Genomic DNA, 18,945 nt, shown 5'->3' on the forward strand with positions numbered 1-18,945 from the left:
CCCTCGTGCCACTCGACCAGTCGTTCATCGGGCGTAGCTATCCGCCGACCAGCACCTACGAGGTCGGCAGGGAGAAGATCAGGGAGTTCGCCGACGCCATCGGCGACGACAACCCGGTCTACCGCGACCCGGAGGCGGCGCGCGCCGCGGGCCACCCCGACGTGATCGCGCCGCCGACGTTCCTCACGGTGATCAACCTGGCCGCGATCAACACCATCGTCGCCGACCCCGAGCTGGGGCTGGACTACTCGCGGATGGTGCACGGCGACCAGAGCTTCCGGTACACGCGCCCGGTGTGCGCGGGCGACCGGCTGCGGCTGACGACGTTCGTCGAGGACATCATGACCCGCGCGGGCAACGACTTCCTGACCGTGCGCGCGGAGATCACCGACGACGCGGGCGAGCCGGTCTGCACCACGCGCGCGCAGCTCGTGGTCCGAGGGGAGGCGTGATGGGCTACACGGTCGGAGACGAGCTGCCGCCGCTGGACGTGCGGGTCACGCGGGACAGGCTGGTCCGGTACGCGGGCGCGTCGCTGGACTTCAACCCGATCCACTGGAACGAGCGGTTCGCCAAGGAGGTCGGGCTGCCGGACGTGATCGCGCACGGCATGCTCACGATGGCGCTGGCCGGGCGGCTGGTCACGGACTGGCTGGGCGACCCGGGCAAGCTCGTCGAGTACAGCTGCCGGTTCACCCGCCCCGTCGTGGTGCCGGACGACGACGAGGGCGCGCTCGTCCAGTTCACCGGCAAGGTCGGCGAGGTGCGCGAGGACGGCACCGCGCGCGTGGACATCACCGCGAAGTTCGACGGGAAGACGGTACTGGGCAAGGCGGTCGCCTTCGTCCGGTGAGCCTGCATCCCAAAGTGGTACCATGGTGGGATGAGTAAGCAGATCGCGGTGCGCCTGCCGGACGAGTTGGTCTCCTTCATCGACGATGTGGTCGGCGAGGGCAAGGCGGCCAGCAGGGCTGAACTCGTGTCGCGGGCGTTGGAGCGCGAACGCAGGCGCATCATCACCGAACGCGACATCGAGATCCTGCAACAGGCCGGCGGTGCCGGTGATGATCTCGACGGGCTGGCAGAGCACGCCGCTCGCACTCCGCTGGTCGATCTCGACTGATGCGTCCTATTCACACCGCGCGTCTCGACAAGGTGCGTCCGGTGGTCGTGTTGACCCGGGAGCTGATCCGTCCGCACCTCTCGAACGTGACGGTCGCGCCGATCACGTCCACAGTCCGCGGCATCGCGACGGAGGTGGCGGTGGGACCCGCGAACGGGCTCGACCACGACAGCGTGATCAGCTGCGACAACATCCAGACGATCTCGAAGGCTGATCTCGGGCGGCAACTGGGCTTCCTGCTGTCGTGGCAGGAACGGCAACTCGGCGAAGCCATCAAGCTGGCTTTCGACCTCGACTGACGCCGGTCAGTGCAGCACGTCCAGCACGGCGTCCGCCATCGCGCGCTCGCCGTTCGCGTTCGGGTGCAGCGCCGCTGCCGGTGAGGACGGCACCAGGTCCTCGACCCACTTCGTCGCCGCCTTCTGGCACAGGTCGTGCCCCTTGCTCGGCGTCGCCGTGTCCACGTACCCCGCCTGGTGCGCCTTCGCCTGCTCTTCGAGCATCGCGTTGAGCCGGTCCGCCATCTCCCGCACGTACGCCACGTCCGCGGGCACGAGCGGCAGGAACGGGAAGCAGCCGTCGCCGTCGGGCAGCACCGTCGGGTAGCCCACCAGGAGGATCCGCGCGTTCGGCGCCTTCGCGTGGATCGCCGTCAGCGCGGCGGCGATCTTGGGCGCGGCCGCGTCGATCCGCTCGGCCAGCTGGTCCCGGCCACCCGCGGTGAGCCGGTCCCGGCAGGGTGCCGCGTTCGGGTCGTCGGTGCCGCACTGCTGGATGAGGCCGATGAAGCCGATGTCGTTGCCGCCGATGCCCAGCGTCACGAGCGTGGTGTCCGGCGTGACCGCGTCGAGTTGCGGCGGGTTCGTGCCGTCGTTCGTGCGCTGCGGTGTGTAGAGGTGCTGTGTCGTCGCCCCGCCGCAGCTGACGTCGGCGAACTGCGCCGGGTGCAGCTCGGCCGCGACCAGGTGCGGGTAGTTGTTGTCCGAGCGCTGGCAGCCCGGCGGCGTGCCCGCCGCCTTCCCGGTCCCCGGTGCGGACGTGTACGAGTCACCCAGCGCCACGTAGCGGCCGGACTGGACGGGCACGGAACTCGCCGGCGCCGGGGGCGACGCCGACGAGCCCTGCCGCGACTGGTGGTAGGCGAACGCGCCCGCGGCGGCGAGCACCACGAGCGCGATCAGCCCGACGAGGAGTTTCCTGCCCACCCGTTACAGGGTGCGCTACTTGGCCTCGGCCAGCAGGTCGGCGACCCGCCGCACGCCCTCGACCAGGTCGGCCTCGGCCAGCGCGTAGGAGAACCGGAAGTAGCCCGGCGTGCCGAACGCCTCACCCGGCACGGCCGCGACCTCGGCCTCGCGCAGCATCAGGTCGGCCAGCTCCAGCGTGTCCTTCGGGCGCTCGCCGCGGATCTCCTTGCCCAGCACGCCCTTGAACGACGGGTACGCGTAGAACGCGCCCTTCGGCGTCGGGCACTCGACACCGGGGATATCCGACAGCAGCGACACGATCTTCTTGCGGCGCACGTCGAACGCGGCCCGCATCTCGTGCACGACGTCCAGCGGCCCCGACACGGCGGCCAGCGCGGCCCGCTGCGCGACGTTCGCGACGTTGCCGCACAGGTGCGTCTGGTAGCTCGTCGCGGCCTTGACCACGTCCTGCGGGCCGATGATCCAGCCGACGCGCCAGCCGGTCATCGAGTACGTCTTGGCGACCCCGTTGAGCACCAGCGTCCGGTCGGCCATCTCCGGCACCACGACGGGCAGCGAGTAGTTCTTCGCGTCGTCGTAGACCAGGTGCTCGTAGATCTCGTCGGTGATCACCCAGATGCCGTGCTCGTAGGCCCAGCGGCCGATCGCCTCGATCTGCTCACGCGGGTAGACCGAGCCCGTCGGGTTGGACGGCGAGTTGAACAGCAGCACCTTCGTGCGCTCGGTGCGCGCGGCCTCCAGCTGCTCGACCGAGACCAGGTAGTCGGTCGACTCGTCCGCGGTGACCTGCACCGGTACACCGCCGGCCAGCTTGATCGACTCGGGGTACGTCGTCCAGTACGGGGCCAGCAGCAGCACCTCGTCGCCCGGGTCGAGCAGCGTGGCGAACGCGGAATACACGGCCTGCTTGCCGCCGTTGGTGACGAGGACCTGGGACGGCTGCACCTCGAAGCCGGAGTCGCGCAGCGTCTTGGCGGCCAGCGCCTCACGCAGCTCGGGCAGGCCGGCGGCGGCGGTGTAGCCGTGGTTCGCGCGGTCGCGCACGGCGGCCGCGGCGGCCTCCACGACGTAGTCCGGCGTCGGGAAGTCGGGCTGCCCCGCGCCGAAGCCGATCACCGGGCGGCCCTCGGCCTTGAGCGCCTTGACCTTCGCATCCACCGCGAGGGTCGCCGACGGCGTGATGCCGGCGATGCGGGCCGAGATGCGCGGGCGGGTGACGGTTGCGGGAGAGGTCATGGCCCCATGGTGGCACGCGCGCCGTGTGATCAAACACGCAGGGGAGGGCGTCGGGAGGGCTCGGTTGCGGGCCGGTCGGGGCCTTGCCGTAGACTGCCGAACTTGGAACGTCCGGCGCGTGACCCCGCACGGAATGCGGGGTTGGTGAAGGGCGTCCGGCGAGCGGTGGTTCAGCTCGAAGGGGTGTAGCTCAGTTGGTAGAGCAGCGGTCTCCAAAACCGCAGGTCGCAGGTTCGAGTCCTGTCGCCCCTGCTTCGGCATAGGTGGTCCAAGCGGAGGAGAAGTCGTGAGCGACAGCGACGCCGGCGGCGAGAAGGAGCAGGAGGCCAAGCGGGCCTCTCGTCCGGTCACCGCCGCGGCTCGGCGCGAGCGGCGGGCCTCCGCGCGCCCGGCGGGCAAGGCCACGGCGAAGGACGCCGACAAGGCGCGCCCCGCAGGCAAGACCTCGTCCAGCGCGGACGGCGCGACGAAGGCCGACGGCAAGGGGCGGGCGACCCCGAAGCGGGACCGCAAGGAGAAGAAGCCCTCGCTGGTGGCGAGGTTCACGCGGTTCGTCCGCGAGGTGTGGGCCGAGCTGCGCAAGGTCATCTGGCCGACGCGCAACCAGATGGTCACCTACACCACCGTGGTGCTGGTCTTCGTGGCTTTCATGGTCGCGTTGGTCTACTTGCTGGACTTCGTGTTCCGCAAGGGCGTGTTCTGGCTGTTCGGCTGACGCGCCGGCACCAGGACGACAAGCGATCAAGTGAGAGGACGGAACGTGACCTCCGAGAACGGCGTGGCAGCCGGCGACGAGTTTGACGAGCCGGTGGCGCCCGCGAACGAGGCAGGCGACGACACCGCCGAGGAGCAGGCCGACCTCGAGCCGACCGCAGCGGAGACCGTCACCGAGGCCGGCGAGACCGCCGAGCCCGAGGCCGACGACGAGGACCCGGTGGCCAAGCTCCGCAAGGAGCTGCAGTCGCTGCCGGGCGAGTGGTACGTCGTGCACTCGTACGCCGGGTACGAGAACAAGGTCAAGAACAACCTCGAGACCCGGACCCAGACCCTGGACGTCGAGGACTTCATCTTCCAGATCGAGGTGCCCACCGAGGAGGTCACCGAGATCAAGAACGGCCAGCGCAAGCAGGTGCAGCGCAAGGTGCTGCCCGGCTACATCCTGGTCCGGATGGAGCTCAACGACGCCTCGTGGAGCGCGGTGCGCAACACCCCGGGCGTGACCGGGTTCGTGGGCGCCACGTCGAAGCCCTCGCCGCTGACCGTCGACGAGGTGCTGAAGTTCCTGGCGCCGAAGGTCGAGAAGGCGGCGCCGGCGAAGGCCAAGGGCGAGGCGGCCACGGCCGAGGCGAGCCTGGGCGGCGCGCCGGTCGAGGTGGACTTCGAGGTCGGCGAGTCGGTCACCGTCATGGACGGCCCGTTCGCGACGCTGCCCGCCACGATCAGCGAGGTCAACGCGGACGCGCAGAAGCTGAAGGTGCTGGTGTCGATCTTCGGCCGCGAGACGCCGGTCGAGCTGTCGTTCAACCAGGTCTCCAAGATCTGACGGCCCGGTACACTGGGACGTTGGCCCTCGGGCGCAGGCAGGCGCCCGGGGTACGCAGTAGTGAATAGGAACTAGGAATGCCACCCAAGAAGAAGAAGCTTGCAGCGATCATCAAGCTGCAGATTCAGGCGGGTGCCGCGAACCCGGCTCCGCCGGTCGGCCCCGCGCTGGGTCAGCACGGCGTCAACATCATGGAGTTCTGCAAGGCCTACAACGCCGCGACCGAGTCGCAGCGCGGCAACGTGGTGCCGGTCGAGATCTCCGTGTACGAAGACCGGTCGTTCGACTTCAAGCTCAAGACCCCGCCGGCCGCGAAGCTGCTGCTGAAGGCCGCTGGGATCGAGAAGGGCTCCGGCGAGCCGCACAAGACCAAGGTCGCGAAGGTGACCTGGGACCAGGTGCGCGAGATCGCCGAGACCAAGAAGAGCGACCTCAACGCCCTGGACATCGACCAGGCCGCGAAGATCATCGCCGGCACCGCCCGGTCGATGGGCATCACCGTCGAGTAAGTCCCGGCGGGACACCGTGGGAGGGCCAGGCGCTGGCCCGGACCACAGCTGATCCACTTTTTTCGTAGTTAAGGACAGAGCATGGCAAAGCGCAGCAAGGCCTACCGTCAGGCCGCCGAGCTGGTCGACCGCGAGCGGCTGTACGCACCGCTCGAGGCGGCGAAGCTCGCGAAGGAGACTTCCAAGGTCAAGATGGACGCCACGGTCGAGGTGGCCGTGCGTCTCGGGGTCGACCCCCGCAAGGCCGACCAGATGGTCCGCGGCACCGTGAACCTGCCGCACGGTACCGGTAAGACCGTTCGCGTCATCGTGTTCGCCGTGGGTGACAAGGCCGCCCAGGCCGAGGCCGCCGGCGCCGACGCGGTCGGCAGCGACGACCTGATCGAGCGAATCCAGGGTGGCTGGCTCGACTTCGACGCCGCTGTCGCGACGCCGGACCAGATGGCGAAGGTCGGGCGCATCGCCCGCATCCTCGGCCCCCGTGGCCTGATGCCGAACCCGAAGACCGGCACCGTGACGCCCGACGTCGCCAAGGCCGTCGCCGACATCAAGGGCGGCAAGGTCAGCTTCCGGGTCGACAAGCAGGCGAACCTGCACCTGGTGATCGGCAAGGCGTCGTTCGACGCGGAGAAGCTGGTGGAGAACTACGCGGCCGCGCTGGACGAGATCCTGCGGGTCAAGCCCTCCGCCGCGAAGGGCCGTTACCTGAAGAAGGTCGTCTTCTCGACCACCATGGGCCCGGGCATCCCGGTCGACCCGGCCCGCACCCGCAACCTCCTCTCGGAGGACGCGAACGCCTGACGCGTTCCCACTGCGAAAAGCCGGCCGGTCTCCGCTTTTGGGAGGCCGGCCGGCTTTCGTGCGTCAGGAGGTCGGGGTGGGGGCCGTGCTCGGCGGCGGGCAGGTCCGCGGGCCGGGCGCGTGCCCGGTGATGAGCCACTGGCCCCGGTCGACCTGCTGCACGGTGAAGATCCCCAGTGCTGGCCCGCCGCTCACGCCGAACGAGCACGAGTCGATCGTGATCGTGGTGCCCTGCTGGCCGGAGACGTAGCTCGGCAGGGACTCCGCGTAGTCGTTGACGTTCGTGACCTGCTTCTTCAGGTCCAGCACCGCCTCGCGGCAGTCGGGGTAGCCGAGGTCGGTGGCGAAGGTCTGCTGGACGGGGATGTCGAAGTAGCCGCACGCCAGGTCAGGCCGCCCCTGGGCGATCTGCTGGTACACCTTCCGCACGGCCTCGTACGGCTGCGTGGAGAGGATCTTGTTGGCGTGGTAGGTCCCGCCGCCGGTTTCCGACGCCGGGCGGTCGTCGTCCTGGGGCGGGAAGAAGTGGTCGTACAGGAGCTTGCCCGCGACGCCCAGCACGGCGAGGAAGATCAGCGCCGACAGCACCGACGCGAGGATCCGCTTGACGAACCGGGGCATCCGGATCTTCGGCCCCGGGCTCGGTGGCGTGGGGGCGGGTTGCAGCTGTCCACCCGGCGGAGGCGCGGGCGGGCCGGAGCCGCCGGGCACGACCTGGCCGCGTTGCTGCGCCTCGGTGAACCGCAGGTAGTCCTGGAACTGTTGGAACTGCTGGAACTGGCGCAGCTGCTCGGGATCCAGCTGCGGCGCGCCCGGCGCCTGGGGCGCGGACTGCACGTGCGGCACCTGCGCGGGGCGGGGCTGCGGCAGCGCGGCGCTCGGCTCCTGCTCGGGCTGCGACTCCGGCGCACGACCCTGCCCCTGCGTGGGGCGGGGCTGCGGCAGCGCGTGGTGCGATTCCTGCTCGGGCTGCATCGGCTGCGGTCCCGGCGCGTGGCCTGGCCCCTGCTGCGGTGGCTGGGAAGGGTGCAGCTGCTGTGGTCCCTGGGCGTGGCCCGGCCCCTGCTGAGTCGGCTGCGGTCCCGGCGCGTGGCCCGGCCCCTGCTGCGTCGGCTGCGGCCCCGGCTCCTGCGGTGGCTGCCGCGACCCCGCCTCCATGGGCTGTCCGGGTTCCGGGTCGCCCCGGTGCTGGGGCTCGTCGCCAGGTCGCTGCTCGGGCACCCGCTCATGATGCCCGGCCCCTCCCGCCGCTGACCACCGGGAGCCGCCGTGTATCCTGGACGACGGTTCTACCGAAGACCGCTGGTTTTCCGTGCGCCCCACGGCGTCCGGAACGAAGGTCCCGCATCGTCGGGCGGCCCGCGCAGGAGGAACGAGGCTTCGCCACGGGTGCGCCCACGCGCATCCTGCCACGCCCCGCGTCTGCTGCGCTGGGGCGTTTCGTCGTTTCAGGGGCTCCTTCACGGCCGGCGGTCACCAGCCAAGAGAGGAGGCGAGGAATGGCGAAGCCCGACAAGGTGGCGGCCGTCGCCGAGATCGCGGACAACTTCCGCACCAGCTCGGCCACCGTGGTCACCCAGTACAACGGCCTCTCCGTGTCCCAGCTGAGTCAGCTGCGCCGCGCTCTCGGCACCAGTGCCAAGTACCGGGTCGCGAAGAACACCCTCGTCAAGCGTGCCGCTGAGGACGCCGGGATCGAGGGTCTCGAGGAGCTGTTCGTCGGTCCGACCGCCATCGCCTTCGTCGAGGGTGAGCCGGTCGACGCCGCCAAGGCGCTTCGTGACTTCGCGAAGGACAACAACGCGCTCGTGATCAAGGGCGGCTACATGGATGGCCGTCCGCTCACGGTGGACGAGATCAACCGGATCGCCGATCTCGACAGCCGTGAGGTCCTGCTCGCCAAGGCGGCGGGCGCGTTCAAGGCGAAGCTGTCCCAGGCCGCCGCGCTGTTCCAGGCGCCGGCGTCCCAGGTGGCCCGCCTTGCCGCCGCGCTGCAGGAGAAGCAGCAGGGCGGCGACAGCGAGGCACCGGCCGAGAGCTGACCGTTTCACCCACCCCACGAACCCCCTGATCAGAAAGGACCGCCATCATGGCGAAGCTGAGCACTGACGAACTGCTCGACGCTTTCAAGGAGCTCACCCTGCTCGAGCTCTCGGACTTCGTGAAGAAGTTCGAGGAGACCTTCGACGTCACCGCCGCCGCCCCGGTCGCCGTCGCGGCCGCCGCCCCCGGCGCTGCCGGTGCCGCCGCCCCGGCCGAGGAGGAGAAGGACGAGTTCGACGTCATCCTCGAGGGTGCCGGCGACAAGAAGATCCAGGTCATCAAGGTCGTCCGCGAGGTCGTCTCGGGCCTGGGCCTGAAGGAGGCCAAGGAGCTCGTCGAGGGCGCCCCGAAGCCGATCCTCGAGAAGGTCGACAAGGAAGCGGCCGACGCGGCCAAGGAGAAGCTCGAGGCCGCCGGCGCGAAGGTGTCGGTCAAGTAGGTTCCTCCGCACCGCGGAATTCAGGGCGGGCATCCCGGCAGGGGTGCCCGCCCTTTTTGCTGTTGGGCCGACCCGGAGATTCCGCCATCCGGAAGAACGCGGGTACCTCCGTCAGGATTGCCCGGTTTTGTGCTTCACCTGGTTTGTGGATTGCCAAACTCGTGAGTAACCTCCACCGAGCCCTGCTCGTTGGCTCACATGACGCGGACGCGCTCACCGTGCGCAACCTGTCTAGGGTGTGTGAGCCGTCACCGTAGGAAGCTCCGGGAGGTGCGATGGGTGCCGAGGTGGTCATCGAGGGTCTGACGAAGTCGTTCGGCAGACAGACCATCTGGCGGGACGTCACGCTGACCCTCCCGCCCGGCGAGGTCTCCGTCATGCTCGGCCCGTCCGGCACCGGCAAATCCGTCTTCCTCAAGTCGATGATCGGCCTGCTCAAGCCCGACCGCGGCAAGTGCATGATCAACGGCGTCGACATCGTCCGCTGCAGCGAACACAAACTCTACGAAACGCGAAAATTGTTCGGGGTCCTGTTCCAGGACGGCGCGTTGTTCGGGTCGATGAACCTGTACGACAACGTCGCCTTCCCGCTGCGTGAGCACACCAAGAAGTCCGAAACCGAGATCCGGCGCATCGTGTTGGAAAAGCTCGAGATGACGGGTCTCGCGGGCGCCGAGAAGAAGCTGCCCGGCGAGATCTCGGGCGGGATGCGCAAGCGTGCCGGGCTCGCCCGCGCGCTCGTGCTGGACCCGGAGATCATCCTGGTCGACGAGCCGGACTCGGGCCTCGACCCGGTCCGCACCACCTACATCTCCCAGCTGTTCCTCGACGTCAACGCGCAGATCGACGCGACGTTCCTGATCGTCACGCACAACATCAACCTGGCCCGCACGGTGCCGGACAACCTCGGCATGCTCTTCCGCAAGGAACTGGTCATGTTCGGGCCGCGCGAGGTGCTGCTGACCAGCGAGGAGCCGGTCGTCAAGCAGTTCCTCAACGGCCGCATGGACGGGCCCATCGGCATGTCCGAGGAGAAGGACCAGGCGCAGATGGCCGCCGAGCGCGCCATGTTCGAGGCCGGTCACCACGCGGGCGGCGTCGAGGAGGTCACCGGCATCCCGCCGCAGATGCAGCCCGCGCCGGGCCTGCCGACGCGGCAGGGCGCGATCCGCCGCAAGGACCGCGTCATGCAGATCCTGCACACGCTCCCGCCCGCCGCGCAGGAGGGGATCATCGAATCCCTGTCCCCGGAGGAGCAGGCGCGCTACGGCGTGCACCCGCGCCGCGGCGCCTACGAGGACCCGCCCACGATCAACACCACGCCCGTGCCGCCCCGCCACAGCGGGGAGCTGCCGAGCGAGGAGGTGGCCCGGATCCCCGGCGCCCACCGCCGGACCCAGGGGCCAGGTGGCGCATGACGTCGTCGGCCTCTCCAGCCAAGATCCCCGGGATCGGGATGCTGCGGGAGACCGGGAAGCTGTTCGCGCTCGGGCTGGACATCATCCGCGGGATCTTCCAGCGGCCCTTCCAGCTCCGTGAGTTCATCCAGCAGTCCTGGTTCATCGCGAGCGTCACGATCCTGCCGACCGCGCTGGTCGCGATCCCGTTCGGCGCGGTCATCTCGCTGCAGTTCGGCTCGCTCGCCCGCCAGCTCGGCGCGCAGTCCTACACCGGTGCGGGCAGCGTGCTCGCCACCGTGCAGCAGGCCAGCCCGCTGGTGACGGCGCTGCTCGTCGCGGGCGCGGGCGGCAGCGCGATCTGCGCCGACATCGGCGCGCGCACCATCCGCGAGGAGATCGACGCGATGGAGGTGCTCGGCGTCTCCGCGGTGCAGCGGCTGATCGTGCCGCGCGTGCTCGCGTCGATGCTCGTCGCGTTGCTGCTCAACGGCATGGTCAGCGTCATCGGGGTGCTCGGCGGCTACTTCTTCAACGTGGTGCTGCAGGGCGGGACCCCCGGCGCGTACCTGGCGAGCTTCTCGGCGCTGGCGCAGCTGCCCGACCTGTGGGTGGGCGAGATCAAGGCGCTGATCTTCGGGTTCATCGCCGCCGTCGTCGCCGCGTACCGGGGGCTGCACCCCTCCGGCGGGCCGAAGGGCGTGGGGGACGCGGTGAACCAGTCCGTGGTCATCACGTTCCTGCTGCTGTTCGTCGTGAACTTCGTGATCACCCTGGTCTACCTGCAGATCGTGCCCGGAAAGTTGAGCTAGAGATGGCGACGTTCGGCCAGCACGCGAAACGCATCGCGAACCGGCCCCTCGAGGTGCTGGACAACTTCGGCGACCAGATGTCGTTCTACGCCAGGGCGCTGGCGTGGACCCCGCGGACGATCCGCCGCTACACCAAGGAAGTCCTGCGGCTGCTCGCCGAGGTGAGCTTCGGCTCCGGCTCGCTCGCGGTCATCGGCGGCACCGTCGGCGTGATGATCGGGCTGACGTTGTTCACCGGTGTGCTCGTCGGCCTCCAGGGCTACTCGGCGCTGAACTCGATCGGCACCTCGGCGTTCACCGGGTTCCTGACGGCGTTCTTCAACACCCGCGAGATCGCGCCGCTGGTCGCGGGCCTCGCGCTGTCGGCGACGGTCGGCGCCGGCTTCACCGCGCAGCTGGGCGCGATGCGGATCTCCGAGGAGATCGACGCGCTCGAGGTCATGGCCGTGCCGAGCCTGCCGTACCTCGTGACCACGCGGATCATCGCCGGGTTCGTCGCGGTGATCCCGCTGTACATCATCGGCCTGCTGTCGTCCTACCTCGCGTCGAGAGTCGTGGTCATCTACATCTACGGCCAGTCGGCGGGGACCTACGACCACTACTTCACCCTGTTCCTGCCACCGCAGGACGTGTTCTACTCGTTCATCAAGGTGCTGATCTTCAGCGTCGTGATCATCCTGACGCACTGCTACTTCGGCTACCGCGCCTCGGGTGGCCCCGCGGGCGTCGGTGTCGCGGTGGGCCGCGCGGTCCGGCTGAGCATCGTCACCGTGGCGATCATCAACTTCTTCATCGGCTTCGCCATCTGGGGCACTTCGACGACGGTGAGGATCGCGGGATGAGGACGCTGCGCCGCAGGCTGCTCGGCCTGCTCCTGATCGCGGTGCTCGTCGGCGGCATCACGCTGAGCATCGCGATGTACAACAGGGCGTTCACGTCCACTGTGGACGTCAAGCTGGAGGCGAGCGACATCGGCAACCAGCTGCTGGAGCAGTCCGACGTGAAGGTGCGGGGGCTGATCGTCGGCTCGGTGAAGTCGATCGCCGCGAAACCGGACGGCGCCGAGCTGACGCTCGCGCTGGACCCGGAGTCGGCGAAGATGATCCCCGCCAACGTCTCCGCGCGGTTCCTGCCGAAGACCTTGTTCGGCGAGCGGTACGTGTCGCTGGAGATCCCGAAGCAGCCCGCGACCGCCACGTTGACCAACGGCGCCGTGATCCCCGAGGACCGCACGCAGGACGCGGTGCAGCTGTCCAAGGCGCTCGACGACCTGCTGCCGGTGCTGCAGGCGGTGCAGCCGCAGAAGCTGTCGGCCACGCTCACCGCGATCTCGACGGCGTTGCAGGGCCGCGGGGACGAGCTCGGCCAGACCCTCTCGGAGCTCGGCAAGTACCTGGACGGGCTGAACCCGCACCTGCCGGAGCTGCAGCACAACCTGCAGGCGCTGGCGAAGTTCTCCGACAACCTCAGCGGCACCGCACCGGACCTGGTGCAGACGCTGGACAACCTGTCGACCACCAGCAAGACCATTGTGGACGAACAGCAGAACCTGCAGGCGTTGTACGGCAACGTGACCGCCGCGTCGCAGACGCTGGAGTCCTTCGTGGCCGCCAACGCGAACAACCTCATCCGGCTTTCGGAGACCTCCCGGCCGACCGCGGAACTGCTCGCGCGCTACTCCCCGGAGTACCCGTGCCTGCTCGGCGGGATGGCCGAGCTGGTGCCGCTGCTGGACCAGGCGTTCGGCAAGGGCACGAACCAGCCGGGCCTGCACGCGACGCTGGAGATCGTGTCGAGCCGCGGCCCGTACAAGGCCGGCCGGGACGAGCCCAAGTTCGAGGACAAGCGCGGCCCGCGCTGTTACGACATGAAGCAGTTCCCGCAGCCGTTCCCGCAGTACCCGCCGGACGGCCCGATCAAGGACGGCAGCCAGCCCGGCCCCGGTTCGCGCACCGCCAGTGACGGGCTGGTCCCGGCGAACACGAACGCGAACGCGGGCGGTTACAACGGCGGCGGCAGCACCGCGGGCAACCCCGTCAACACCCCGGCGGAGCAGGACTTCCTGAACGCGATCGTCGGCCCGCAGGTCGGCATCGCCCCGTCGGACATGCCGGGCTGGAGCGGGCTGCTCGTGGGGCCGCTGTACCGGGGAGCGGAGGTGACGATCCAGTGAGGGGGCTCGCCGCACCGCTGATCAAGCTGACGATCTTCATCGTCATCACGGTGCTGTTCACCGCGATTCTCGGGATCAGCATCGCCAACATCAACACCAGCGACACCAAGGGGTACAGCGCGCGGTTCAGCGACGCGACGCTCGTGCTGCCCGGTGACGACGTCCGCATCGCCGGGGTGCGCGTCGGCCAGGTCACCGGCGTGAAGATCGTCGACCGGCGCCAGGCGCAGGTGGACTTCGAGGTCGACTCCGGCCGCACGCTGCCCGCGAACGTTACGGCGACGATCAAGTACCGCAACCTCGTCGGCCAGCGCTACATCGCGCTCGGGCAGGGCACCGGCGGCGACACCGGCCCGCTCAAGCCGGGTGCGACCATCCCGATCGACCACACCACGCCCGCGCTCGACCTGGACGAGCTGTTCAACGGCTTCAAACCGCTGTTCGCCGCGCTCAACCCGGACGACGTGAACAAGCTGTCCTACGAGATCATCCAGGTGATGCAGGGCGAGGGCGGCACGATCGACAGCCTGCTCGCCCACACCGCGACGCTGACCACCACGATCGCGCAGAAGGACCAGGTCATCGGCCAGGTCATCGACAACCTGAACAGCGTGCTCGACACGGTCAACGCGCACACCCCGCAGCTGAACACGCTGATCGTCAACCTGCAGCAGCTCGTGACCGGGCTGGCGCAGGACCGCAAGCCCATCGGCGACGCGATCGACGCGCTGGGCGGGCTGGCGAACACCACCGCGGGGCTGCTGGACAAGGCCCGCGCCCCGCTCAAGGGCGACATCCAGGCGCTCGGGGTGCTCAGCGACAACCTCAACGACAACCAGGCGCTGGTCGAGCACTTCCTCCAGTACCTGCCGCAGAAGGTGACCACGTTGACGAGCACCGCGGACTACGGCTCCTGGTTCAACTTCTACCTCTGCTCGGCGGGCGGCACGGTCGCGCTCCCGCCGCTCGTTCCGCAGATCAGCGTGCCGCTGATGCCCGTGACGCAGGACCGGTGCAAGGGATGAAAAGCTTCTCCAGCCGCAACCCCGTGCCGATCGCCGTCGTCGGCCTCGTGCTGATGGCGCTCGGTCTCGTCGTCGCGCTCAACGCCGACGACCTGCCGCTCATCGGCGCCGGCACCACCTACAGCGCCGACTTCACCGAGGCCGCCGGGCTCAAGCCGGACGACGAGGTGCGCGTCGCCGGCGTCAAGGTCGGCAAGGTGACCGACGTCGAGCTCGACGGCGCCCAGGTCAAGGTGTCGTTCAAGGTCAAGGACACGTGGCTGGGCGACAAGACCGCGGCCGCGATCAAGATCAAGACGTTGCTCGGGCAGAAGTACCTCGCGCTGGACCCGGTGGGGGACCGGGCGCTGGACCCCGGCACGACCATCCCGAAGGAACGCACGCTCGCGCCCTACGACGTGATCGACGCCTTCCGCGACCTGTCGTCCACAGTGGACCAGATCGACACCGGGCAGCTCGCGCAGAGCTTCGACACGCTGTCGCAGACGCTGTCCGGCACGCCCGACTCCGTCAAGGGCGCGCTGTCGGGCCTGCAGCAGCTGTCGGACACCATCGCCAAACGCGACAGCCAGCTGTCCCAGCTGCTCGCGAACACCCGCCAGATCAGCCAGACGCTGGCCGACCGCGACGCCGAGCTGACCAAGCTGCTCGCGGACGGCAACCAGCTGCTGGACGAGATCGCCAAGCGGGAGCAGGCGATCTCCACGCTGCTGACCGGCTCACAGGAGCTGTCCAGGCAGCTCAAGGGCCTCATCGACGACAACGACAAGCAGCTGACCCCCGTGCTGGACTCGCTCGACCAGCTCACCTCGATGCTCCAGCGCAACCAGGACTCGCTCGCGCAGGGCATCGCGCGCTTCGCGCCCTACATCCGGGTGTTCACCAACACCGTCGGCAACGGGCACTGGTTCGACAACTACATCTGCGGGCTGCTGCTGCCGTCGATCGGCCCGCTGAACCAGGAGGGGTGCAACCAGAAATGACGGACACCCGCTTCGGACAGTCGCTCGCGCGCGGCGTCGCCATCGCGTGCGTGCTGGGGCTCGTCGTCGCCGGGGTGCTGTGGTGGACCCTCAAGGACGCCAACAAGAAGCACCTCACCGCGTACTTCCCGAGCGCCGTCGGTCTCTACGTCGGCAACAGCGTGCGCGTGCTCGGCGTCGAAATGGGCACGATCACCAGCGTCCAGCCGATGGGCAACCAGGTGCGCGTCGACATGGAGTACGACCGCTCGGTCGCGATCCCGGCCGACGCGCAGGCCGCGATCATCGCGCCCTCCCTGGTCAGCGACCGGTACGTGCAGCTCGCGCCCGCCTACACCGGCGGGAAGGTCATCGCCGAGGGCGCCACGATCCCGCTCGACCGCACCGCGGTGCCGATCGAGGTCGACGACCTGTACGCGAGCCTCAACAAGATCAGCCAGGACCTCGGGCCCAACGGCCTCAACGCCAACGGCTCGCTGTCGGACCTGCTGACGACGCTGGCGAAGAACTTCGACGGCAACGGCCAGTCCCTGCACGACACGATCACCAAGCTGAGCCAGCTGTCCACCACGTTGTCCGGCAACAAGAACGACCTGTTCGCGACGATCACCAACCTCGCGGACTTCTCGCAGACGCTGGCGAACAGCGACACCCAGGTGCGGCAGTTCGAGTCGAAGCTGGCCGACGTCAGCGGCTACCTGGCGGGGGAGAAGGACAACCTCGCCGCGACGGTGCAGCAGCTCGGCACGACGCTGGGCATGGTGCAGCAGTTCATCGACTCCCACCACGACAAGCTGCGCACCAACGTGGACAACCTGGCGAGCGTGACGAAGGTGCTCGTCGACCAGCGCAGCGCGCTCGCGCAGATCCTCGACGTCGCGCCGGTCGGCCTCGGCAACGTGATCAACGCGTACAACGGTTCCTCGGGCACGCTCGACGCGCGGCCGAACCTCAACGAGCTGACCCAGCCGCCGCTGGTGATGATCTGCGGGCTGCTCAAGCAGGCCGGGCAGGTCGGTCCCGCGATCGGCCAGCTGTGCGACCCGGTCGCGAAGATCCTCGACGGCACGCTGAAGCTGCCGTCGCTGGCGCAGACGGCGTACGCGCTGCAGCACGGCGAACTGCCGCCGCTGCCGCTGCCGTTCGTCGACCTGGTCGGATCGGGGGCGTCGCAGTGAAGCGCTTCGCACTCCTCGCCACGGGTGTGGCCGCCACGCTGACGCTCACCGGCTGCGGGTTCGGCGGGATCTACGACGTCCCGCTGCCGGGCGGCGCCGACCTCGGCGAGCACCCGTACACGGTGAAGGCGCAGTTCCAGGACGTGCTGGACCTGGTGCCCAAGTCCGGCGTGAAGGTCAACGAGGTCGCCGTCGGCCGCGTCGAGTCGATCGGGCTCACGCCGGACGGCTGGCACGCCGAGGTGACCATGCAGCTCAACGGCGACGTCAAGCTGCCCGCCAACGCGCTGGCCAACATCCGCCAGTCGAGCCTGCTCGGCGAGAAGTACGTCGAGCTGTCCTCGCCCGGTGACGACCTCGCGCAGGGCACGCTCGCGGACAACGCCGAGATCCCGCTCGCGCGCACCAACCGCAGCGTCGACGTGGAGGAGGTGCTCGGCGCGCTGTCGATGCTGCTCAACGGCGGCGGGGTCGAGCAGCTCAACACCATCACCAAGGAGCTCAACTCCGCGACCGAGGGCCGCGAGCCCGACATCCGCAACCTGCTCGACAACGCCAACCAGCTGGTCACGACGCTGGACAAGCAGTCGGGCGACATCACCCGCGCGCTGGACGGGCTCAACCGGCTGTCGGCCACCCTCGTCACGCAGAAGGACCGGCTCGCGGGAGCGATCGACAACCTCGGCCCCGGGCTCGCGGTGCTGGAGCAGCAGCGCACCCAGCTCGTCACGATGTTGCAGGCGCTGCAGAACCTGTCGGGCGTCACGGTCGACACGATCAACAAGAGCCAGGAGGACCTGGTCGCGGACCTGCGGGCGCTGCTGCCGACGCTGCAGAAGCTCGGCGAGGCGGGCGCGGACCTGCCGAAGTCCCTGGAGCTGCTGCTGACGTACCCGTTCACCGACTCGGCGGTGCAGGGCGCGAAGGGCGACTACTTCAACCTGTACGCGAAGATCGACCTGAACCTGCAGACCGTGCTGCAGAACCTCGGCCGCAGCCGGGACAACCCGCTGTCCGGGATCCTGCCGCAGAACCTCGCGGGCGGTAGTCCCTCGTCGGGCAACGCGCCGCTGCCGCTGCCACTCGACCTGGGCACGTCGTCCGGTACCACGGGTACGAGCGGTACCACCGGGAACACGGGCAGCGGCCAGCAGTCGCAGGGCGGCCTCGCCGGTCTCTTCGGCCTGCTGTCGGGAGGGGGTGCCTGATGCTGGTCCGCAGCACGAAGATCAAGCTCGTCGCGTTCCTGGTGATCTCGGTCGTCGCGGTGGTGTACGCGCTGATCCGCTTCGCCGGCCTCGGCCAGGTGTTCGGGCAGGAGGGGTACACGGTCAAGCTCGAACTCAACTCCTCGGGCGGGATCTTCACCGGAGCCGAGGTCACCTACCGCGGCTACAACATCGGCAAGGTCGGGCAGCTGCGCCTCACCGCGAGCGGGCTGGAGGCCGACCTGAACATCGACCCCAGCGCCCCCGACGTGCCCGCCGACCTCCAGGCCGTGATCGCCGACCGGTCCGCCGTGGGTGAGCAGTTCGTCGACCTGCGGCCCACCGGCACCGGCGGGCCGTACCTGCGGGCCGGCTCGGTCATCCCGGCGGAGAAGACCAAGACGCCGATCGCCACCGAACAGGTGATCGGCGACCTCGACGCGCTCGCCCGGTCGGTGCCCACCGACGCGCTGCGCACCGTCGTCGACGAGTCGTACAACGCGTTCAACGGCACCGGTGGTGACCTGCAGGTGCTGCTGGACACCCTGCGTGACTTCACGAAGTCCGCGCAGGAGAACCTGCCCCAGACCGTGCAGCTGCTCGACGCCGGCGGCAAGGTGCTCGACACCCAGAACGCCGAGGCGTCGAACATGGCCGAGTTCAGCCGCAACCTCAACCAGCTGTCGGCCACGCTCAAGTCCTCGGACGGGGACCTGCGCAAGCTGATCGAGGCCGCCCCGGGTGCGGCGCAGTCGCTCAACCAGCTCGTCACGGACACCGGCCCCGGTCTCGGTGCGCTGTTCGCGAACCTGCTCACCACGTCGAACCTGCTGCTGACCAGGCAGAACGGCATCGAGCAGGTGCTGGTGAGCTACCCGGTGCTTGCCGTGGGCGCCCGGTCCGTGGTGCCCGGCGACGGCACGGCGCACCTCGGGCTCGTGCTGAACCTGTTCGACCCGCCGGCGTGCACCAAGGGCTACCAGGACCCGGGCAAGTACCGGACGGGCGCGGACACGACCCCGCGCCAGCCGGACTGGAACGCCTACTGCGCCGAGCCGACCGGCAGCCCGATCGACGTCCGCGGCTCGCAGAACGCGCCCTACAACGGCGTGCCGGTGATCCCCACCGACCAGCAGGTCGCCGCCAACGCCGACCGGCCGGAGCAGCAGCTCGCCGAGCTGGCGGGCACGCCGGGGGTCGCGGGCTCGCCCGCGGTGTCCATCACCAGCCTGTCCTCCCTGCTCGGCCTGCCCGGCTGACCGGAACC

The 18,945-nt window shown here is 69.3% G+C and carries 23 protein-coding genes and 1 tRNA gene; 21 read left to right on the forward strand and 3 right to left on the reverse strand.

Annotated features, from left to right (window positions below):
* Positions 1 to 5: 5 nt before the first annotated feature.
* From ABFX51_RS03030 to ABFX51_RS03045, 4 genes are read left to right on the forward strand one after another with little or no spacing between them, the layout of a single operon-like run.
* A complete protein-coding gene (locus ABFX51_RS03030) occupies positions 6 to 452 on the forward strand; it encodes a MaoC family dehydratase N-terminal domain-containing protein (protein WP_091505214.1) in 447 nt (148 codons plus the stop codon).
* A complete protein-coding gene (locus ABFX51_RS03035; RefSeq protein WP_346051932.1) occupies positions 452 to 853 on the forward strand; it encodes a MaoC family dehydratase in 402 nt (133 codons plus the stop codon). Before ABFX51_RS03030 ends, ABFX51_RS03035 begins: the two co-directional genes overlap by 1 nt.
* Positions 854 to 883: 30 nt before the next feature.
* Positions 884 to 1,123, forward strand: coding sequence for a ribbon-helix-helix domain-containing protein (locus ABFX51_RS03040; protein ID WP_091505067.1), 240 nt, complete (start codon positions 884 to 886; stop codon positions 1,121 to 1,123).
* Complete coding sequence (locus tag ABFX51_RS03045) at positions 1,123 to 1,422, forward strand: type II toxin-antitoxin system PemK/MazF family toxin (RefSeq protein WP_346051934.1); 300 nt, start codon at positions 1,123 to 1,125, stop codon at positions 1,420 to 1,422. The genes ABFX51_RS03040 and ABFX51_RS03045 overlap by 1 nt, the downstream gene beginning before the upstream one ends.
* 6 nt (positions 1,423 to 1,428) lie before the next feature.
* On the opposite strand, the gene ABFX51_RS03050 is transcribed toward ABFX51_RS03045, so the two are convergent.
* Together ABFX51_RS03050 and ABFX51_RS03055 are read right to left on the reverse strand one after the other, a co-directional pair.
* Positions 1,429 to 2,328, reverse strand: coding sequence for an SGNH/GDSL hydrolase family protein (locus tag ABFX51_RS03050; RefSeq protein ID WP_346051936.1), 900 nt, complete (start codon positions 2,326 to 2,328; stop codon positions 1,429 to 1,431).
* Between the two features lie 15 nt (positions 2,329 to 2,343).
* The gene (locus ABFX51_RS03055; RefSeq protein WP_346051938.1) at positions 2,344 to 3,567 is read right to left on the reverse strand and encodes a pyridoxal phosphate-dependent aminotransferase; all 1,224 of its coding nucleotides are present in this window, start codon (positions 3,565 to 3,567) and stop codon (positions 2,344 to 2,346) included.
* Between the two features lie 179 nt (positions 3,568 to 3,746).
* Between ABFX51_RS03055 and ABFX51_RS03060 the strand changes: the two genes are divergently transcribed.
* The 5 genes from ABFX51_RS03060 (at position 3,747) to rplA (ending at position 6,420) form a co-directional block, all read left to right on the forward strand.
* A tRNA-Trp gene (locus tag ABFX51_RS03060) sits at positions 3,747 to 3,819 on the forward strand.
* Positions 3,820 to 3,853: 34 nt separating this feature from the next.
* Positions 3,854 to 4,282, forward strand: a complete 429-nt coding sequence (gene secE, locus ABFX51_RS03065; protein ID WP_143249818.1) for a preprotein translocase subunit SecE — start codon at positions 3,854 to 3,856, stop codon at positions 4,280 to 4,282.
* 45 nt (positions 4,283 to 4,327) lie between these two features.
* Entirely contained in the window at positions 4,328 to 5,110 is a 783-nt protein-coding gene (gene nusG, locus ABFX51_RS03070; RefSeq protein ID WP_091505062.1) for a transcription termination/antitermination protein NusG, read from the forward strand.
* Between the two features lie 77 nt (positions 5,111 to 5,187).
* Positions 5,188 to 5,619, forward strand: a complete 432-nt coding sequence (gene rplK / locus ABFX51_RS03075; RefSeq protein ID WP_091505061.1) for a 50S ribosomal protein L11 — start codon at positions 5,188 to 5,190, stop codon at positions 5,617 to 5,619.
* An 81-nt stretch (positions 5,620 to 5,700) separates the two neighbouring features.
* On the forward strand, positions 5,701 to 6,420 hold the full coding sequence (gene rplA / locus ABFX51_RS03080; protein ID WP_091505060.1) for a 50S ribosomal protein L1: 720 nt from the start codon (positions 5,701 to 5,703) through the stop codon (positions 6,418 to 6,420).
* 63 nt (positions 6,421 to 6,483) lie between these two features.
* On the opposite strand, the gene ABFX51_RS03085 is transcribed toward rplA, so the two are convergent.
* On the reverse strand, positions 6,484 to 7,257 hold the full coding sequence (locus tag ABFX51_RS03085) for a hypothetical protein (RefSeq protein WP_091505059.1): 774 nt from the start codon (positions 7,255 to 7,257) through the stop codon (positions 6,484 to 6,486).
* Between ABFX51_RS03085 and ABFX51_RS03090 the strand changes: the two genes are divergently transcribed.
* The 12 genes from ABFX51_RS03090 to ABFX51_RS03145 all read left to right on the forward strand — a co-directional run bounded on the left by ABFX51_RS03090 (position 7,258) and on the right by ABFX51_RS03145 (position 18,937).
* Positions 7,258 to 7,674: a hypothetical protein gene (locus ABFX51_RS03090; RefSeq protein ID WP_346051941.1), complete on the forward strand. Its 417-nt coding sequence runs from the start codon at positions 7,258 to 7,260 to the stop codon at positions 7,672 to 7,674.
* 245 nt (positions 7,675 to 7,919) lie between these two features.
* Complete coding sequence (gene rplJ, locus ABFX51_RS03095) at positions 7,920 to 8,462, forward strand: 50S ribosomal protein L10 (protein ID WP_091505057.1); 543 nt, start codon at positions 7,920 to 7,922, stop codon at positions 8,460 to 8,462.
* A 47-nt stretch (positions 8,463 to 8,509) separates the two neighbouring features.
* A complete protein-coding gene (gene rplL / locus ABFX51_RS03100) occupies positions 8,510 to 8,902 on the forward strand; it encodes a 50S ribosomal protein L7/L12 (protein WP_091505056.1) in 393 nt (130 codons plus the stop codon).
* 275 nt (positions 8,903 to 9,177) lie between these two features.
* Entirely contained in the window at positions 9,178 to 10,320 is a 1,143-nt protein-coding gene (locus ABFX51_RS03105; RefSeq protein ID WP_091505055.1) for an ABC transporter ATP-binding protein, read from the forward strand.
* Positions 10,317 to 11,111, forward strand: a complete 795-nt coding sequence (locus ABFX51_RS03110) for an MlaE family ABC transporter permease (RefSeq protein WP_177228580.1) — start codon at positions 10,317 to 10,319, stop codon at positions 11,109 to 11,111. The genes ABFX51_RS03105 and ABFX51_RS03110 overlap by 4 nt, the downstream gene beginning before the upstream one ends.
* A gap of 2 nt (positions 11,112 to 11,113) precedes the next feature.
* Positions 11,114 to 11,953, forward strand: coding sequence for an MlaE family ABC transporter permease (locus tag ABFX51_RS03115; RefSeq protein WP_091505054.1), 840 nt, complete (start codon positions 11,114 to 11,116; stop codon positions 11,951 to 11,953).
* A complete protein-coding gene (locus tag ABFX51_RS03120; protein WP_091505053.1) occupies positions 11,950 to 13,284 on the forward strand; it encodes an MCE family protein in 1,335 nt (444 codons plus the stop codon). The genes ABFX51_RS03115 and ABFX51_RS03120 overlap by 4 nt, the downstream gene beginning before the upstream one ends.
* On the forward strand, positions 13,281 to 14,309 hold the full coding sequence (locus ABFX51_RS03125) for an MCE family protein (RefSeq protein WP_091505052.1): 1,029 nt from the start codon (positions 13,281 to 13,283) through the stop codon (positions 14,307 to 14,309). The genes ABFX51_RS03120 and ABFX51_RS03125 overlap by 4 nt, the downstream gene beginning before the upstream one ends.
* Positions 14,306 to 15,292, forward strand: a complete 987-nt coding sequence (locus ABFX51_RS03130; protein ID WP_091505051.1) for an MCE family protein — start codon at positions 14,306 to 14,308, stop codon at positions 15,290 to 15,292. Before ABFX51_RS03125 ends, ABFX51_RS03130 begins: the two co-directional genes overlap by 4 nt.
* Positions 15,289 to 16,470 carry an MCE family protein gene (locus tag ABFX51_RS03135; protein WP_346051945.1) on the forward strand — a complete coding sequence of 394 codons (1,182 nt, stop codon included), beginning with the start codon at positions 15,289 to 15,291 and terminating at the stop codon, positions 16,468 to 16,470. Before ABFX51_RS03130 ends, ABFX51_RS03135 begins: the two co-directional genes overlap by 4 nt.
* Positions 16,467 to 17,678: an MCE family protein gene (locus ABFX51_RS03140; protein WP_346051947.1), complete on the forward strand. Its 1,212-nt coding sequence runs from the start codon at positions 16,467 to 16,469 to the stop codon at positions 17,676 to 17,678. Before ABFX51_RS03135 ends, ABFX51_RS03140 begins: the two co-directional genes overlap by 4 nt.
* A complete protein-coding gene (locus ABFX51_RS03145) occupies positions 17,678 to 18,937 on the forward strand; it encodes an MCE family protein (protein ID WP_091505048.1) in 1,260 nt (419 codons plus the stop codon). The genes ABFX51_RS03140 and ABFX51_RS03145 overlap by 1 nt, the downstream gene beginning before the upstream one ends.
* Positions 18,938 to 18,945 lie beyond the last annotated feature (8 nt).

Source organism: Amycolatopsis dongchuanensis, from assembly GCF_039542405.1.
Classification (GTDB): domain Bacteria; phylum Actinomycetota; class Actinomycetes; order Mycobacteriales; family Pseudonocardiaceae; genus Amycolatopsis_E; species Amycolatopsis_E sacchari.

Bases quoted from the DNA above. Each gene is read 5' to 3' on its own strand.
- ABFX51_RS03035 (WP_346051932.1), top strand. From the start codon at position 452: ATGGGCTACACGGTCGGAGACGAGCTGCCGCCGCTGGACGTGCGGGTC.
- ABFX51_RS03040 (WP_091505067.1), top strand. From the start codon at position 884: ATGAGTAAGCAGATCGCGGTGCGCCTGCCGGACGAGTTGGTCTCCTTC.
- ABFX51_RS03045 (WP_346051934.1), top strand. From the start codon at position 1,123: ATGCGTCCTATTCACACCGCGCGTCTCGACAAGGTGCGTCCGGTGGTC.
- ABFX51_RS03055 (WP_346051938.1), bottom strand. From the start codon at position 3,567: ATGACCTCTCCCGCAACCGTCACCCGCCCGCGCATCTCGGCCCGCATC.
- rplK (WP_091505061.1), top strand. From the start codon at position 5,188: ATGCCACCCAAGAAGAAGAAGCTTGCAGCGATCATCAAGCTGCAGATT.
- rplA (WP_091505060.1), top strand. From the start codon at position 5,701: ATGGCAAAGCGCAGCAAGGCCTACCGTCAGGCCGCCGAGCTGGTCGAC.
- rplJ (WP_091505057.1), top strand. From the start codon at position 7,920: ATGGCGAAGCCCGACAAGGTGGCGGCCGTCGCCGAGATCGCGGACAAC.
- rplL (WP_091505056.1), top strand. From the start codon at position 8,510: ATGGCGAAGCTGAGCACTGACGAACTGCTCGACGCTTTCAAGGAGCTC.
- ABFX51_RS03105 (WP_091505055.1), top strand. From the start codon at position 9,178: ATGGGTGCCGAGGTGGTCATCGAGGGTCTGACGAAGTCGTTCGGCAGA.
- ABFX51_RS03110 (WP_177228580.1), top strand. From the start codon at position 10,317: ATGACGTCGTCGGCCTCTCCAGCCAAGATCCCCGGGATCGGGATGCTG.
- ABFX51_RS03115 (WP_091505054.1), top strand. From the start codon at position 11,114: ATGGCGACGTTCGGCCAGCACGCGAAACGCATCGCGAACCGGCCCCTC.
- ABFX51_RS03120 (WP_091505053.1), top strand. From the start codon at position 11,950: ATGAGGACGCTGCGCCGCAGGCTGCTCGGCCTGCTCCTGATCGCGGTG.
- ABFX51_RS03130 (WP_091505051.1), top strand. From the start codon at position 14,306: ATGAAAAGCTTCTCCAGCCGCAACCCCGTGCCGATCGCCGTCGTCGGC.
- ABFX51_RS03135 (WP_346051945.1), top strand. From the start codon at position 15,289: ATGACGGACACCCGCTTCGGACAGTCGCTCGCGCGCGGCGTCGCCATC.
- ABFX51_RS03145 (WP_091505048.1), top strand. From the start codon at position 17,678: ATGCTGGTCCGCAGCACGAAGATCAAGCTCGTCGCGTTCCTGGTGATC.